The sequence below is a fragment of the Gordonia hongkongensis genome (assembly GCF_023078355.1).
GTDB lineage: Bacteria > Actinomycetota > Actinomycetes > Mycobacteriales > Mycobacteriaceae > Gordonia > Gordonia hongkongensis.
Genome location: NZ_CP095552.1, coordinates 2812435 through 2826028 on the forward strand (window position 1 = coordinate 2812435; position 13594 = coordinate 2826028).

The 13594-nt window shown below is 65.6% G+C and carries 13 protein-coding genes, 1 pseudogene and 1 other annotated feature; of the genes and pseudogenes, 6 read left to right on the plus strand and 8 right to left on the minus strand.

The window, feature by feature from the left end; translation table 11 throughout:
* The first annotated feature begins 67 nt into the window (after positions 1-67).
* Both MVF96_RS12760 and MVF96_RS12765 read left to right on the plus strand, forming a co-directional pair.
* Positions 68-886, plus strand: a complete 819-nt coding sequence (locus tag MVF96_RS12760; RefSeq protein WP_247449280.1) for a class I SAM-dependent methyltransferase — start codon at positions 68-70, stop codon at positions 884-886.
* On the plus strand, positions 883-1407 hold the full coding sequence (locus MVF96_RS12765) for a hypothetical protein (protein ID WP_226513378.1): 525 nt from the start codon (positions 883-885) through the stop codon (positions 1405-1407). The genes MVF96_RS12760 and MVF96_RS12765 overlap by 4 nt, the downstream gene beginning before the upstream one ends.
* Positions 1408-1466: 59 nt before the next feature.
* Here the strand turns inward: MVF96_RS12765 and MVF96_RS12770 are convergent, their stop codons facing one another.
* Entirely contained in the window at positions 1467-3269 is a 1803-nt protein-coding gene (locus MVF96_RS12770) for an ABC transporter ATP-binding protein (RefSeq protein ID WP_247449281.1), read from the minus strand.
* A gap of 110 nt (positions 3270-3379) precedes the next feature.
* On the opposite strand from MVF96_RS12770, the gene MVF96_RS12775 reads away from it, so the two are divergent.
* Together MVF96_RS12775 and MVF96_RS12780 are read left to right on the plus strand one after the other, a co-directional pair.
* On the plus strand, positions 3380-3955 hold the full coding sequence (locus MVF96_RS12775) for a TetR/AcrR family transcriptional regulator (protein ID WP_226513380.1): 576 nt from the start codon (positions 3380-3382) through the stop codon (positions 3953-3955).
* A 117-nt stretch (positions 3956-4072) separates the two neighbouring features.
* Positions 4073-4432, plus strand: coding sequence for a hypothetical protein (locus MVF96_RS12780; RefSeq protein WP_247449282.1), 360 nt, complete (start codon positions 4073-4075; stop codon positions 4430-4432).
* A gap of 106 nt (positions 4433-4538) precedes the next feature.
* On the opposite strand, the gene MVF96_RS12785 is transcribed toward MVF96_RS12780, so the two are convergent.
* Positions 4539-5126 carry a hypothetical protein gene (locus MVF96_RS12785; RefSeq protein WP_247452105.1) on the minus strand — a complete coding sequence of 196 codons (588 nt, stop codon included), beginning with the start codon at positions 5124-5126 and terminating at the stop codon, positions 4539-4541.
* A gap of 238 nt (positions 5127-5364) precedes the next feature.
* Between MVF96_RS12785 and MVF96_RS12790 the strand changes: the two genes are divergently transcribed.
* Positions 5365-6309 carry an NADP-dependent oxidoreductase gene (locus tag MVF96_RS12790; RefSeq protein WP_226513382.1) on the plus strand — a complete coding sequence of 315 codons (945 nt, stop codon included), beginning with the start codon at positions 5365-5367 and terminating at the stop codon, positions 6307-6309.
* A 132-nt stretch (positions 6310-6441) separates the two neighbouring features.
* Here MVF96_RS12790 and MVF96_RS12795 read toward each other — a convergent pair whose 3' ends face one another.
* The 5 genes from MVF96_RS12795 to MVF96_RS12815 form a co-directional block, all read right to left on the minus strand.
* A complete protein-coding gene (locus MVF96_RS12795) occupies positions 6442-6939 on the minus strand; it encodes a hypothetical protein (RefSeq protein WP_068970857.1) in 498 nt (165 codons plus the stop codon).
* A 379-nt stretch (positions 6940-7318) separates the two neighbouring features.
* Entirely contained in the window at positions 7319-8905 is a 1587-nt protein-coding gene (locus tag MVF96_RS12800) for a ParB/RepB/Spo0J family partition protein (protein ID WP_226513383.1), read from the minus strand.
* A 34-nt stretch (positions 8906-8939) separates the two neighbouring features.
* Positions 8940-10222 (minus strand): IS3 family transposase gene (locus MVF96_RS12805; protein ID WP_247449283.1). Its coding sequence is split into 2 segments (ribosomal slippage): positions 8940-9934 and positions 9934-10222, totalling 1284 coding nucleotides; the frame shifts between segments, so codons are not numbered across the junction.
* Positions 9816-9944: a sequence feature (AL1L pseudoknot), on the minus strand. (Overlaps the previous gene by 129 nt.)
* Positions 10223-10372: 150 nt before the next feature.
* A complete protein-coding gene (locus MVF96_RS12810) occupies positions 10373-10651 on the minus strand; it encodes a hypothetical protein (protein WP_068970855.1) in 279 nt (92 codons plus the stop codon).
* A gap of 31 nt (positions 10652-10682) precedes the next feature.
* Positions 10683-10913, minus strand: a complete 231-nt coding sequence (locus tag MVF96_RS12815) for a hypothetical protein (protein ID WP_068970854.1) — start codon at positions 10911-10913, stop codon at positions 10683-10685.
* A 435-nt stretch (positions 10914-11348) separates the two neighbouring features.
* Between MVF96_RS12815 and MVF96_RS24485 the strand changes: the two are divergent.
* A pseudogene (locus tag MVF96_RS24485) lies at positions 11349-11593 on the plus strand (hypothetical protein).
* A gap of 618 nt (positions 11594-12211) precedes the next feature.
* Here the strand turns inward: MVF96_RS24485 and MVF96_RS12825 are convergent.
* Positions 12212-13381, minus strand: a complete 1170-nt coding sequence (locus tag MVF96_RS12825; protein WP_012834376.1) for a L,D-transpeptidase — start codon at positions 13379-13381, stop codon at positions 12212-12214.
* Positions 13382-13594 lie beyond the last annotated feature (213 nt).

The following is a 13594-nucleotide window of genomic DNA, read 5'->3' on the forward strand; positions in this document are numbered from 1 at the left end:
TGGTGCGCCGGTACCGACAACGGTCACCGACGGCCAGTCGTCCCACCACACAGAAATGGACAATCCGATGACGACATCTCTCTCACCAGACCTGGTATCGCTGCGGGAGAAGCAGCAGAAGGTCTGGAGCAGCGGCGATTACAACCGTATCGCCGCGCTGACCGTGCCGGTCAACGAAGCGACCGTGGTCGCGGCATCGGTCATCCCCGGCGAACGCGTCCTCGACGTCGCGACCGGCACCGGCCACTCCGCGCTCGCCGCTGCCCGCCAGGGTGGCGACGTCACCGCGATCGACTACGTGCCGGCACTACTCGACATCGCCCGGGGTCGGGCAGCCGCAGAACATCTCGACGTCGATTTCGTGGAAGCCCCGGCCGAGGTCCTGCCGTTCGGCAACGCCGCGTTCGACACCGGTATCTCGTCGATCGGCATCATGTTCGCCGCCGATCACGAGCAGGCCGCGCGCGAATTGACCCGAGTCGTCCGTCCGGCCGGAAAGATCGTGGTCACGAGTTGGACCGCAGACGGTTTCGTCGGTGGAATGCTCGCCGCGGTCGGCCGCCACGTGACACCGCCGCCGGGCGCGCGTCCCGCCACCCGGTGGGGCGACCAGCATTACGTCGCATCGCTGTTCGGCGATCGTGTGCACTCGGTCGATTCGCACACCGCCGGACTGACCGTTCGGTTCGTCGACGCGGCCGCTTTCGCGGACCTGTTCCTCGGCTACTACGGTCCGACGTTCGCCGCGGCGTCGAAGCTCGACGAGGACGGCAAGCACGCACTGCGTGCCGATCTGATCTCCCTCGCCGAGTCTCGGCAGCAACCGGTCCCCGGCGGGATCTCCATCGACTGGGAGTACCGCGTCGTCGAGGCGGTGCGGTCATGAGCGCGCCCCGGAGTCGTGGCAAGGCCATCGCTCGTCTCGGCGCGACCCTGTCGATCGCCGCGGCCATCGGCGTCGCCGCGCCGCTTGCGACGACGGCTTCGGCAGCACCCGCGCGCACACCGGGCGCGACGCTGACGATCGTCGACCAGAACATCACCGGTGCCGGCAAGAACCGCATCATCATCCAGGGCCTGTATCCGATGACACGCGCGGACGCGGTCGGATTCGTCACCCACATCAACGATCGGGGTTGCGGTGGAATGCACTACATCGTGCTGGGCGACGACGGTAGAGAGCAGTACCTCTACGACCGCAACTTTCCGGGCACCTCGGTCGGGACCGAAGGGTTCCTCCGGGCTTCCGACCGCGGGCTCGAGTACCTCCGGGAGTTCGTCGTTCCGAGCTCGGTTCTCAACGAGGACCGGGACGGTGGCGACGAGGTGTTCACCCGGGTCCGTTTCACCGACGGCGACTGCCGGGCACGGGTCCAGACCACCAACGTGGTCGTCGGGCGGTTCTGACCCGACCCGCCGGCCCGACACCCGCCCACCCGGCCTGTGCCGGGTGGGCGGGTGTCGGATCAATTCAGCTCGGCAGCATCCACGTCGGTGTCGATACGCATGGCGGCCACCAGTTCTCGATAGAGCTCATCGGTGGCTAGCAGGCTCCGATGGTTGCCGACCGCCCGCACCCGACCGGCTTCGAGGACGACGATCTGGTCGGCGTCCATGATCGTCGAGAGCCGATGCGCGATGGTGACGACGGCTCCGCGAGTGGCCTGTCGACGGATGCCCTCGGCCACAGCCGCCTCGGTCAACCCGTCGAGTTGCGCGGTCACCTCGTCGAGCAGGAGGAGTTCTGGGTCGACGACCAGCGCGCGGGCGAGCGCGATGCGTTGCCGTTCCCCGCCCGACAGCGTTGACGTGGTCACGTCGGTGAGTAGGCCGTCGGGCATGGAACGGACACGCTCATCCATCCGTACGGCCGACAGGGCACGCCACACCTCGTCGTCTGTCGCCTCGGGCGCCGCGTAGACGAGGTTGTCGCGGACCGTTCCGGGGACCAGAGGGGTGTCCTGCTCCACGTAGGCGATGCGTGCTCGCAGGTCGTGGAGTGTCCAGTGGTCAAGCGGCCGGCCGTCGAGCACGATCTCGCCGCGATCCGGTCGTAGGAACTTCAGGAAGAGGGAGAAGATGGTCGTCTTCCCGGCACCCGACGGTCCGACGATGGCAGTGTGTCCGCGGCGCGGGATCGTCAGGTCGATGCCGTTGAGCGCAGCGGGGGAGTCTGGTGTGTACCGGTACACCACGTCGCGCAGTTCGAATGCGGACGCGGTCCGGTCGACACGAGCCGACGTGCGATTCGCCACCACCTCGTCGTCGGATTCGGTTCGCAGATCGGAGATCTCGGAGATCCGCGCAGCCGCGGCCAATCCCGACTGTAAGGCCGTGACACTCTGGGTGAGCAGCGAGACAGGCATCATCAGTTGGAATCCGTAGAGCAGGAAAGCGATCAGAGTACTGACGGCCATCGAACCGTCGGCGACGCGCCAGGCCCCGAACGCCAGGACGACCATCACCGCCAGATTGATCCCGGACCCGGTGATCGTCCAGGCCCATGCTTCGATACGCACGGCCCGGATTCCCTTGCTCGCCGACCGGTGCGCGAACTCGCCGATCCGGTCGGCTTCCCGCGCCTCGGCCCGACTCGCCTTGACGGTGCGGATCGATCGAAGGATCCCCTCCAACCGGCCACCCAGGAAACCGATCTCGGCCTGCGCGTCCTGCTGCGCTTTCGCCAGCCCCGGCATCAGTACGGCGGCGGCGATCCCCACCATGACCACGACGACCATCGTGGTCGCGAACAGCGGGAGGTCCAGAAACGCCATGAGTACCAGCGCGCCGACCATACCGACGAAACCGTTGACACCGTTGACGATGCTCGACGTCGTCGCTTCGCGGATCAGCAGGGTGTCGGACGTGACGCGCGCGACCATCTCGCCGCTCGACCTACGGGCGAGCTCGGGGACCTCGACGCGGAGCAGGTGTCCGATGAGTCCGGTGCGGGTGGCGAGAATGATGCGTTCGGCCAAGGTTCCCAACATGATCGTCTGGATCAGACCGATCACCGACCCGGCGACGAGCAACACGGCCAGGACTGTGATCGGGGCCGCCAGAGATTCCGACACGGCAAGACCGTCGAGCACCCACTTCGTGACCAGCGGGGTCGCGAGTTCGGCAGCGGTGCCGAGCAACCCGAGGACGACGCCCATGGCAAGGACGCCCCGGTACGGACGTATGTAGTCCCAGAGGATCGCGAGTTTGGCGCGCATGGGCATATCCGGGGTCTGCCCGGGATCGGCCGCGGTTGTCGAAGTCGTCATGGTGTGAGCCCTCCCGAGCGGAACATGCAAGCTCTACAATGACACATTGGTGTCCCATTTTCAATCAAGAGTGTTGCAGAGACCCGATTGTGGTGGATAGTCTCGGCCAGGTGAACGATGCGCCGGAACCGGCTGCCGTCTCGGGCGTGCGCCTGCGCACCCGACAGGCCATAGTGTCAGCCGCCATCGCGGCGTGGGCAACTGATTTCTCGACGTCCCTGGGCGACATCGCCGACCGGGCGGACGTCAGCCGGAGCACCTTGCACCGCCACTTCCCCGACCGTCAGTCTCTCGTCGATGCGGCGCTCGTCGAGGCGAGGGGCGTTCTCGAGCGGCAGGCGAGCGAAGCGGTCGACGGGTGCGAATCGGCTCGCACAGCACTCGAATCGCTGATGCGGGTGATCATCGGCATCGACGACGTCATCGTGTTCCTGTTCGCCGACCCACACCGGTTCGACGGCCACCCGGAGTGGGCTGAGGAAGAGGACCAGATGCTTCCGGAGATCCTTTCTCGGGCGCAGAAAGACGGTGCCATCGCCGATGATCTCGAAACGAGATGGCTGGCCGGGGTGTTCTATTCACTCTGTTTTGTCGGTGCGGTCTCGATCGCCGGCGGGGTGATGTCGCGTCGCCGCGCCGCCGATGTCGCCGTCCGGACGTTCTTCTCCGGAGTCGGTGCCGACTGAGAAGCCGACGCACGCGTGTGCTTTGGGTCGGATCAACACTTCTACCACCGATGAGTTTTGTATCGAGGTGGTGTCAGACCCTGCACCTACCACCGATCGGATGAGACATTGGGCAGCGTGAACGTACTGGCGTGCGTGGCCGCAGCGGTCGCCGCGTTCCTGGTGAGCGGTGTGTACTACGGCGTCGTGGGTGCACCCGCCGCGGCGGAAGTACACCGACCGGCCTGGGCGACGCCGGTTGTCGAACTCATCCGCAACGCAATGCTCGTACTCCTCGTCGCCGGTCTGGTCGCGCAACTCGATCCGGATGCCACCGGTGCACTTCTGCTCGCCACGGGGCTGTTCCTCATCCCGTTGGTACTGTTCGCGGGCGCGGTCTTCCACGAGGGAACGGCCCTGTCCGCGGCAGCTGTACACCTCGGGGATTGGGCCCTGAAGCTGCTCATCCTCGTCCTGATCGTGTCGCTGTGGCGGTGACAGTGGAATCGCTGTGGACCGCACAATCCCCGTTCGCTACTCCGTGAGGAGGATCGGGTGACGGTTCAACGCCCTTCGGATCACAACCGTCCTGGCACGTGAGAACTCAGGCCGGCTCCAGGGCCCGCTTGGCCTTTTCCAGAGCGGCGAGCGTACGCAGCACCGAATCGCGCTTGGCGGTCAAGTCGCTCGCCTTGGCCTTGCCGCTCAGGCCGGGGTCCGCCTGCGCGACTGCCAGCCGTTGCTCGATCTCGGCGAGCTGCGCCAGCAAGGACTGCGCGCGGCTCATGAGCTCCTCATGGTCGGGTCGGGAGACGTCCGCAGGGCGGGCGCTTCCGGCCCCGACGTTCTTGGCTTTGCGAGCCGTTGTGCTGCCGTCCTTGTTTGTGGTGGTGGACGCGGATCGTGTGACACCGCGCTGGCCGGACCGGACGCGCGGTGGGGGCTGTGTGCGGGTCCGATTCAGCACTGCCCAGGCGTCACGGGCCGCCACCCGGTGTTCGCGTTCCTCTTCGTCGTCGGACGTCATCGACGCGCCCAAAGGTCGTAGCCCATAGAAACCGACGAACTCGCGGGCCGCCGCGATAGTTTGTTCTGCCTCGCGGCAGCGCCCGCACCGCGGTTCGCCGCGGAGTTCTGCGATGTCGTCGCTGGATGAGCACCACACGCAGGCGTGGGTAGTGGAGTCGGTCACGATGGCATCGGCAGCAGCGAAATTCACGGGTGAAAACACTACGGCACAATGTTTTTCATGCTGCGACCGGGCTTCGTCCAGCAGGCTCGGGCCGGGATCGCGCTGGTTGTCCCCGCGATGGACCACGTCCCGGCCTGCCGGATATCGGGCGCGTTCGGTACGCATCACGACGATGGGACGTCGGCAGACATCGCAGAGCTGTTGGAATCATTCCGTGGAGCGTCCCGTTGGTGCCACCATGCGCGCAATCACTTATGACCGCTTCGGCGGTCCCGACGTCCTGGAACTGACCGACCTGCCCACGCCCAAGGTCGGACCCGACTCCGTGCTGGTGCGTGTCCGCGCCTCCAGTGTGAATCCCGTGGACTGGAAGGTTCGCGAGGGCTATCTCGCCGAGATCATGGACACCGTCTTCCCGGTGGTCCCGGGCTGGGACGTCGCGGGAGTGGTCGAGCAGGTCGGCCTGGACACACCTGAGTTCCAGGTCGGCGACGAAGTGTTCGGTTACGTCCGTAAGGACGTCGTCGGTGGGGAAGTGGCGGGCGGGACGTTCGCCGAGTTCGTCGCCGCCCCGGTGCGCACCCTGGCACACAAGCCGTCGAACTGGTCGTTCGAAGAGGCTGCGGCGCTCCCGCTGGCCGGTCTCACCGCTCTGCAGACCATCCGCCGGGCAGGAGTTCAGTCCGGAAACACCGTGCTGGTTCACGCCGCTGCGGGCGGAGTCGGATCGTTCGCCGTCCAGATCGCCCGGTCCCTGGGCGCACGCGTGATCGGGACCGCCTCGAAGACGAACCACGACTATCTCCGCAGTCTGGGCGCCGAGCCCACGAAGTATGGCGAGGGCCTCGCCGGCCGGGTACGAGCACTCGAGCCGCAGGGTGTCGACGTCATCCTCGACTACGTGGGCGGCGACGCACTCGACTCGGTCGAGGACGTGTTGCGCGCCGGCGGCACGGTCGCCTCGATCACCGACGCGCGGGCGCGCGACGAATTCGGCGGCCACTACGTCTGGGTGCGTCCCGACGCCGCGGATCTTGCCGAACTCGCTCGGCTCGCCGACGCAGGAAATCTCACGCCGGAGATCGCGGAGGTGTTCGACCTGGCCGACGCGGCCAGCTCTCACGAGCGCAGCGAATCCGGCCATGTCCGCGGCAAGATCGTCGTACGCGTCGCAAGCGAATGACCGCAGGGGAGATCTAGTCGAGATTCGCAGTTGCCGCAGATGCGTTCGACCTCGCCGGGCGCTCGCAGTTGGTCACGCGCGAAGTCGTGGTCCAAGGCGACCAGCGGATCGCGGTCACCGTGCGACCACCGATCAAGGCATCTCCATCGTCTGGGCGCGACGAATCTCGTCCACAGCTCGGGTCACGTACTCCATCGGGTCGACGTCGGCACGTGCCGTGAGGTCGGTGATGACCACCAGGGCAGCGGCGGTGGTCTCCGCGTCCGGTAGGCCAGCGGATGGCAGCGCATCGGCGCCGGCGGTGTCGCCCACCCCCAACGCGCCGGTCAGCACCAGGGCTACCGCTGCGGGACTGGCGGCGGCAGTCCATGAGGCGGCGGCACGGCTGGTGCTGGTCATCACCTCGGACACATCATCGCCGGTCAGCCCATCGGGGAACACGGTCTCGAGGAGTTCGCGCAGCGTGATCGCATGCACTTCTCGCGACTCGGGGTGCAACGCGAGAAGGTCGGTCGCGGCACCGAACGCCTCGGAGTCGTGGGCGCGCGCCGCGCGGATGGCTTCCCCGGTGGTCTGGGCGACCTTGTCCGCCACCGACGACCGGTCGGGCCGTGACTCATTGTGCGGCATCGGAATTACCCTCCCTGTGTGTTCGGCAGCGAAAACTCACCGTCGGAACCGGTGGCGCTGGCGACTGCTGACGACAGCAGTCGTTTGATTTCAACGGAATTCGGGTTCGTGTGCGGACACACGGCCGGCGGACGGGGACGAACGGTGACCAGACCGACCACAGGCATGGTAGGTCATCCCGGTCACCGACTGTCACATCGCTCGACAGACCCCGGATGCTGTACTTCGACAAAGCCTGTCGGGCGGTTCGCCGCTGAGCACAATCCACTTGGAACGCGCGGCTGCACAATGCGTTTCGTCACACGTGACGAAACGCAACCTGCGGCCATGTTCACGACATAGGCAAGGACTCAGTCTAAGAGCGGCTAGCGTCGGGTGTCTAGTCGAGTGGCACGTCGGCGGCCTGCTTGTCACCGGCGATGACCTGCTCGACGTCGGAGAGGGTGTAGCCGGTCACCTCGACGAGGAAGTGCAGGTAGCCAGCGCGGGCCTTGACCTGGCTGCCGCCGAGGTAGTTGCGGTCACCGACGTTGCGCCAGGCGTCTTTCCACATGTGCGCTTCCCGCGACGCAAGCGCGATGCCGAGTCCGATGATCTGGGCGCGGTCGGCGGTGGTGGCCTGCTCGATCAGCTCGGCGGGCTCGCCTCCGAGGATCGTGGCCGCGATCTCGGCGGCGTTGCCCTGCATGCTGTTCGCTCCGAACATGTCGTGATGGGCGCGCATCGATTCGGCGATGAACTTCGCGACCTTCGGGGCGCTGCCCTTCGGCAGGGTCTTGCGGGCCAGCCACGCGGTCAGCATCTCGATCCGCACCTCGCGGGCGGTCACGCTCGCGGTGTTGAGGACCCGCACCCGGCGACGTTCCTGCTTCCGGGCCTCCTTCTCGTCATCGCTGAGGTCAGCGGTGGCGGTTGCGCTGCTCGGGGTGCTGCTGTAGGTACGGAACCTCATTCCTAGGTCGCGGAACTCGCTGACATACCAAGTGGTCTCGATTGACCGGCTCGCCTGGCGAGTGAGGGCACGCGGGTCGTGCAATCCCTCGTCGGGCTGGGCGTCAGCGGGGGTGTCCTCGTCGGTGAGGTCCAAGTCGATCAGGTGCTCGTCGATGCTGTTGCCCTCGGCGTCGACCCACCCTTCGGTCACGTCGGCCCACACGTAGGCGAGACGCTGACTCACTGGCACGTCCTCAATCTGTACGGGCTTACCCTCGGCGGTCTCGATGTGTTCCAACTGGGCGCGGGTGTGCCGGTGCTCGGGTCTACGGGTCACGGCCTCGATGCCGTCGGCGGTGTAGACGGCGACCTGGGCCAGCAGCTCGACCCGCTCGTCGGCGTTGTCGGCCAACTGCTTGGCCTGATGCTCGAACACGCCGCGTGCGGCGGCGTCTAGGAGCCATTGCTGCGCTTCGGGGTCGTGGTCGTAGGCCGCGACGGTCGCGGACTGCTCCAACGTCAACCCCGCTCCCTGCTCGATCAAATCCAGGGTCGTTTCGGACTTCGCCAACGCGAGGGTGGCGTCCACGTCCTTCTTCTTGGTGCGGATCGTCTTGGCGATCTTGGTCGCCGACATCCCGGCCAGGGAGAGTTGTTCGATCGCGGCCACGCGGTCGCGGGTGCGGAGTCCTTCGCGCTGGAAGCTGGCCAGCTGCTCCACGATCCGGTCGATGGTCAACGCCTTGTCGTCGGCGTCGGACGCGACCGGCACGACGTAGACCGGGACGGTGGCAAGCTCGGTTTCGCGCGCGGCCAGCGTGCGGCGCTGCCCGTCGCGTACCCGGACCTCGCCGTCGACCTCGACAGCGAGGATGGGTTGGCGCACGCCGTCGCGGATCGAATCGACGAACTCGGCGGTCAGGGTGGCCTCGGCCTCGGTGCGAATGTTGGTGTCGATGACCAGATCGGCCGGGTTGAGGTGGCGCAGCTCGCCCGTCGCGGTGACGGTCTCGGTGGTGGTGTTGTGTGTCATGGGTTGAATCGCCCCGGGTTTGCTGGAGGCTCGGTTAGTTGGTTCCAGCGTTTGCGGGGACCGGGTTCTCACGGTAGCTGGTGACGGTGTGGGTCGACCAGTAGGCGCTCTCGTACTCGACGGGTGGGACGTGTCCGATCTCGCCGTGCAGGCGGCGGTGGTTGAACCATTCGACGTACTCAGCGACGGCGATCTCGACCTCGCCCACACCTGCCCAGCCGCCTCGCGGGCGCATCACGGGGTTACGGATGCATTCGGCTTTGAACAGCGAGTTGAACGCCTCAGCCATCGCGTTGTCGTATGAATCCCCTTTGGAGCCAACAGATGTCACCGCTTCGGCTTCGGCCAGTCGTTCGGTGTAGCGGATGGCTCGGTATTGCACTCCGCGGTCGGAGTGGTGGATCAGCCCGGCCACGTCGTGGCCGGCACGCGACCGTGCCCACAATCCCATGTTCAGGGCGTCGAGGGCGAGGTCGGTGTGCATGGTGGTCGAGACCTGCCAGCCGACGACCATCCGCGAGAACACGTCCAGGACGAACGCCGCGTACACCCAGCCCGAGTGGGTGCGGATGTAGGTCAGGTCCGCCACCCACAACGCGTTCGGTGCCGCCGCGGTGAACTGACGGTTGACCCGGTCAGCCGGCCGGGGTGTTTCAGCTCCCTCGCTGCGCGTGGTCTTGCGTGTCTTGAGTCTCGCTATCCCTTGCAGCCCATCGACTTTCATCAATCGCTCGACGGTGCAGCGGGCAACACTATGGCCCTGTCTGCGCAATTGGGCATGCACCTTGCGGGCACCGTAGACGCCGAGGTTGTCGGCATGCACCGCGCGGACCTGGGTAAGGAGCTCCCGGTCACGCACCACACGAGGCGCCTCGGTCTTCTGGGGGCTCAGGTGGGCTCGTACCGTGGACGGAGCGATCTGGGCGGACGTATCGCGCAATGCCGCACAGATCGGATCGACTCCGTGTTCATCGCGGTGAGCCGCGACGAACTCCACGATCAGCGCTGTGGGCGGTCGATCTCCGCCGCAAAGAAAGCCGAAGCCTGCTTCAAGATCGTGTTCGCTCGCCGCAGTTCACGGTTCTCCCGCTCCAACGCCGCGATGCGGTCAGCGTCCTCACTCGTGGTGCCCGGGCGGACCCCGCCGTCGATCTCGGCCTGACGAACCCAATTGCGCAACGCCTCGGGATGGACTCCGAGCTGATCGGCGATCCGCTTGATCGCACCTCTCGACGAATCGGGATCTCGTCGCGCTTCACATGCCATCCGGGTGGCCCGGTCCTTGAGTTCCTCACTGTACTTGCGTGGTGCTGCCATGCTCTCCATCCTTCACAGGTTCGAGAGCCTCCGACAGACCCGGGGCGGTTCAGGGTTTCTCCCTTACTGTGGTGGGTGAGACCCCGGCCAGCTTGACCCTGGCCGGGTTTTCTTTTGTCCGCGTACCGGATTGCGACGCGGAAGCTTCTTTTACAGGTCGCCGATCTCTTCCCAGTGGGCGATCGCGTCGGCGGCGGCGAGGGCGGGGGACAGGTCGTTGTTGTATGCGTCTTTCCAGCCGAAATCGGGCAGGTCGCGGTGGCTGAATCCGTTGGTGCGTCTGCGGATTGCTCGGTCGACTCCGTACATCCACACGGCGAATTCGCGGTCGCCGTCGGCCTCGGTGAGGCGGTTCGGTTCGTGCTGGGCGATCTGGTCGGCGGCGGCGTCGACGTTGGCGGGGTCCTTGGTGGCGATCCAGGCGTTCATGTCGGTGGGTCCTTTCGGGTTGTTGTGCGGGTTAGTCGTGGGTGAAGGTGCGGCCTGCGCCGAGTTGGTCGATTCCGCAGCATTCGCAGAGCCAGTAGCCGGGTGGGTCGATGTCGTCGGCCTGGGTCAGGTAACCGTGATCGGCCATGAACGCCAGGACCTGGGCGGTGCTCTCGGTGTTGAGGGCGGTCATGTCTCCGTAGGCGACGGCGACCGCGCAGCTGTTGCACAGCTGGTAGGCGGTGGTGGTGGCGCTGGTCATGGTGACCCCTCCCGTTGTGAGTGCTGGTTTGCGTTTGCACTGGCCATCTCTTTGCCGGAGGGAGTGGGCTGCAAGGGAGGAAGTGAAAAAGTCATCCGGGCCGTAGGCCTGCAAACCCGTAGGGCGGGTTAGTTTTTCACGCCCTTGCGGGCCGCGAGTGGAGGTAAGAGAATGCGGCAGGGCAACGCAAACCAACTCAGCCCGAAGGGCTCAGGGCGCGGCGTAGCCGCTCCGATGAGGTGACGGCGCAGCCGGCAGACAAACCGCAACCGGTCGGGGCCGGCGACCTCGTCTCGGGAGGTCGGGCACACCGGACGCACAAGGCAGTCGGGGTGATTGTGCGGGAGCGACGCGGGCCGCGGTAGGGCTCGGTGTCGCGGCAGCACAACGTCGTCTTTGAAAGTGGGCGCATCTCGTGGCGCTCACGCCCTCGTGGTGGGTGCGGCGGCGGATGCCGAGTCGATCAGTACTGACGTAGAAGCCACGGCGGGTGGCCTCGAAGCTCAGTGCGGATACCTGGCCTACCCAGACTCCGATGAGATCGTGACACCGGACGGCAAAGGTCGCTTTAATTCGTTTCAGAATGGCTCATTTACCCCACAACTGGCGCACATCCTGTCAACGAACCTATTATGGACATTTGGGCGGATGCTGGATATGAAGCCGGAAAGTGGGGTTAGCCCATCGCCGCACCGGTCATCGACCGCATCAACAACAAGGTCTTTAGGGTCCTCTCCGAAATGCTCGGCCATCAGAGGTAGCGCGGTGGATCGACCGTAGGGTCGTCGTCGATGGTGTCGACGTGCGGGTCGGCGAGAATGTTGGTAACCGCAAGGGAGCTGGCACCGAAGGTGGCGAAGTGCGGGTTGACGTCTCTGACGACACTCCGTGCACGGTCCGCCGGCCAAACGAACGCCGGGATCGGCCAAGAAGACCCGAACGGCGCGCGGCGTGGTTGTCGTCCCACGCGGCCAGATCAGCCTCGCCTCGCACAGGTAGTACCGACGGACGCTATGCCGCCGCTGCTCGTTATTGATGTTGATCCTCACGGCACCGGTTCGCCCGCACAGGGTCTCGACATGACTGACCAACGGCCCTCGTGAATTAACCCCTGGCTCAGTGGGTGACCGGTAGTAGCACTCGTCGCGAGTGGTGGTGTGCTGCATTCGAGCGAAGTTCTGTACACCGCGAGAAGCGCCTGAGACAGTGAGCGGGTGAGCCCGTCGTGAACTCGCCCCGGCCGTGCATGGTCGGAAGAACGTGCTGAGCGTCGACGAACTCCAGCCAGGCGGGGGCGCCTAGGTGTCTGCGTTGCCGTTCTTCCATTGTGGCCACGGGATGTTCCAATCGCCGAGTCCATCAACTCCCGGGAGTGTGTCGGCGTTGGTGTTCTTGACCGTGACGGGGTCACCGCGCAGGGTGTTCTTCACGAGCCATTCCGCGTCAGTGGGACTCAGGTTTGGGCAACCGTTGCTGACGTTGCTGCTGCCTTGCGCCGACATCGACCACGGTGCGCCGTGCATGTAAATGCCGCTGTAGGACATTTGCACCGCCCATTGAACGGGTGTGCGGTATCCCGCTGCGGACTCGACAGGCACTCCGTAGGTGGACGAGTCCATGATGATGTGCTCGACGCGATCTCCGATCATGTAGATACCGCGGGGCGTCGGAGTGCTGTCTTTGCCGAACGAGGTCGGCATCGTGCGGATGACCTTGCCGTCTCGTTTGACGACTATCGTTTTGGTGTTGTCGTCGGCAACGATTTCCTGAGCTCGGCCAATCGTGAAGTCGTAGGACAAGTTCTCGTCGCCGTAGAGCCCGTCGCCGAGGTCGACTCCGTAAATGTTGACGGCGACACTGACTTTGGTGCCCGGCGTCCAGAAGCGTTCGGGCCTCCACCGGACTTCGGAGTCGCTGATCCAATAGAACGCACCCCGCATCTGGGGGTCAGACGACACGGTGATCGCCGCCTGTGCCTTCTTTCGGTCGGGGATGGGATCGGCGAACCGCACCCCGACTGTGTGGGCGATCCCGACGGTTTTCTCGCCGAGGATGGCAGCGCTGGTCAGTGACTCCGGTGAGGTCGTGGTGAAGCGCTGCGAGACGACCGATCGACCGCCCACGCCCACGGCCTCGGCTTGAACGGAATACCGCTTCGAATATCCCAGGGGTTGGGTGCTTGTCCACGTTGAGCCGTCCTCGCTCAGTGAGCCCGCCAAGGGACGGCCGCTGGCTGTGGGGATACGGACGTTTGTCAACGCGCCGCGGCTGGCCGTGACAACAATAGGAAGCCCAGGTTCGACAACCGCGTTGGGCGCGAGTCGACCGCCACCTTCGGTGGCCACAGCAATGGAAGGCTGTGCGATGTCGGCGAAGCTGTCAACGGCCTGAATCTCGTTGCTGTAGGCGCCTCCGGTTGAGCTGCACGAGGTCAATAACATCACCACAGCCGTCAAGGCTGCGAGCATCAGCAGTCGCGGAATACCTGCCCGGACCGACCCGCGGCATCCACGAGCGCTCGAGCACTGCGGCTGCGCACCGTAAGCCGCCAAGAGATCACGTGGCTCTTCGATAGCTCGAGTCCTTCTTACGCGGCCCATCGATTGTGGCGAACCCTCTCACTCGGCGCCTGGACTAGGTTTACTATCCACGATAGTAGTTGAATGCTGTGCGCTCCTCTA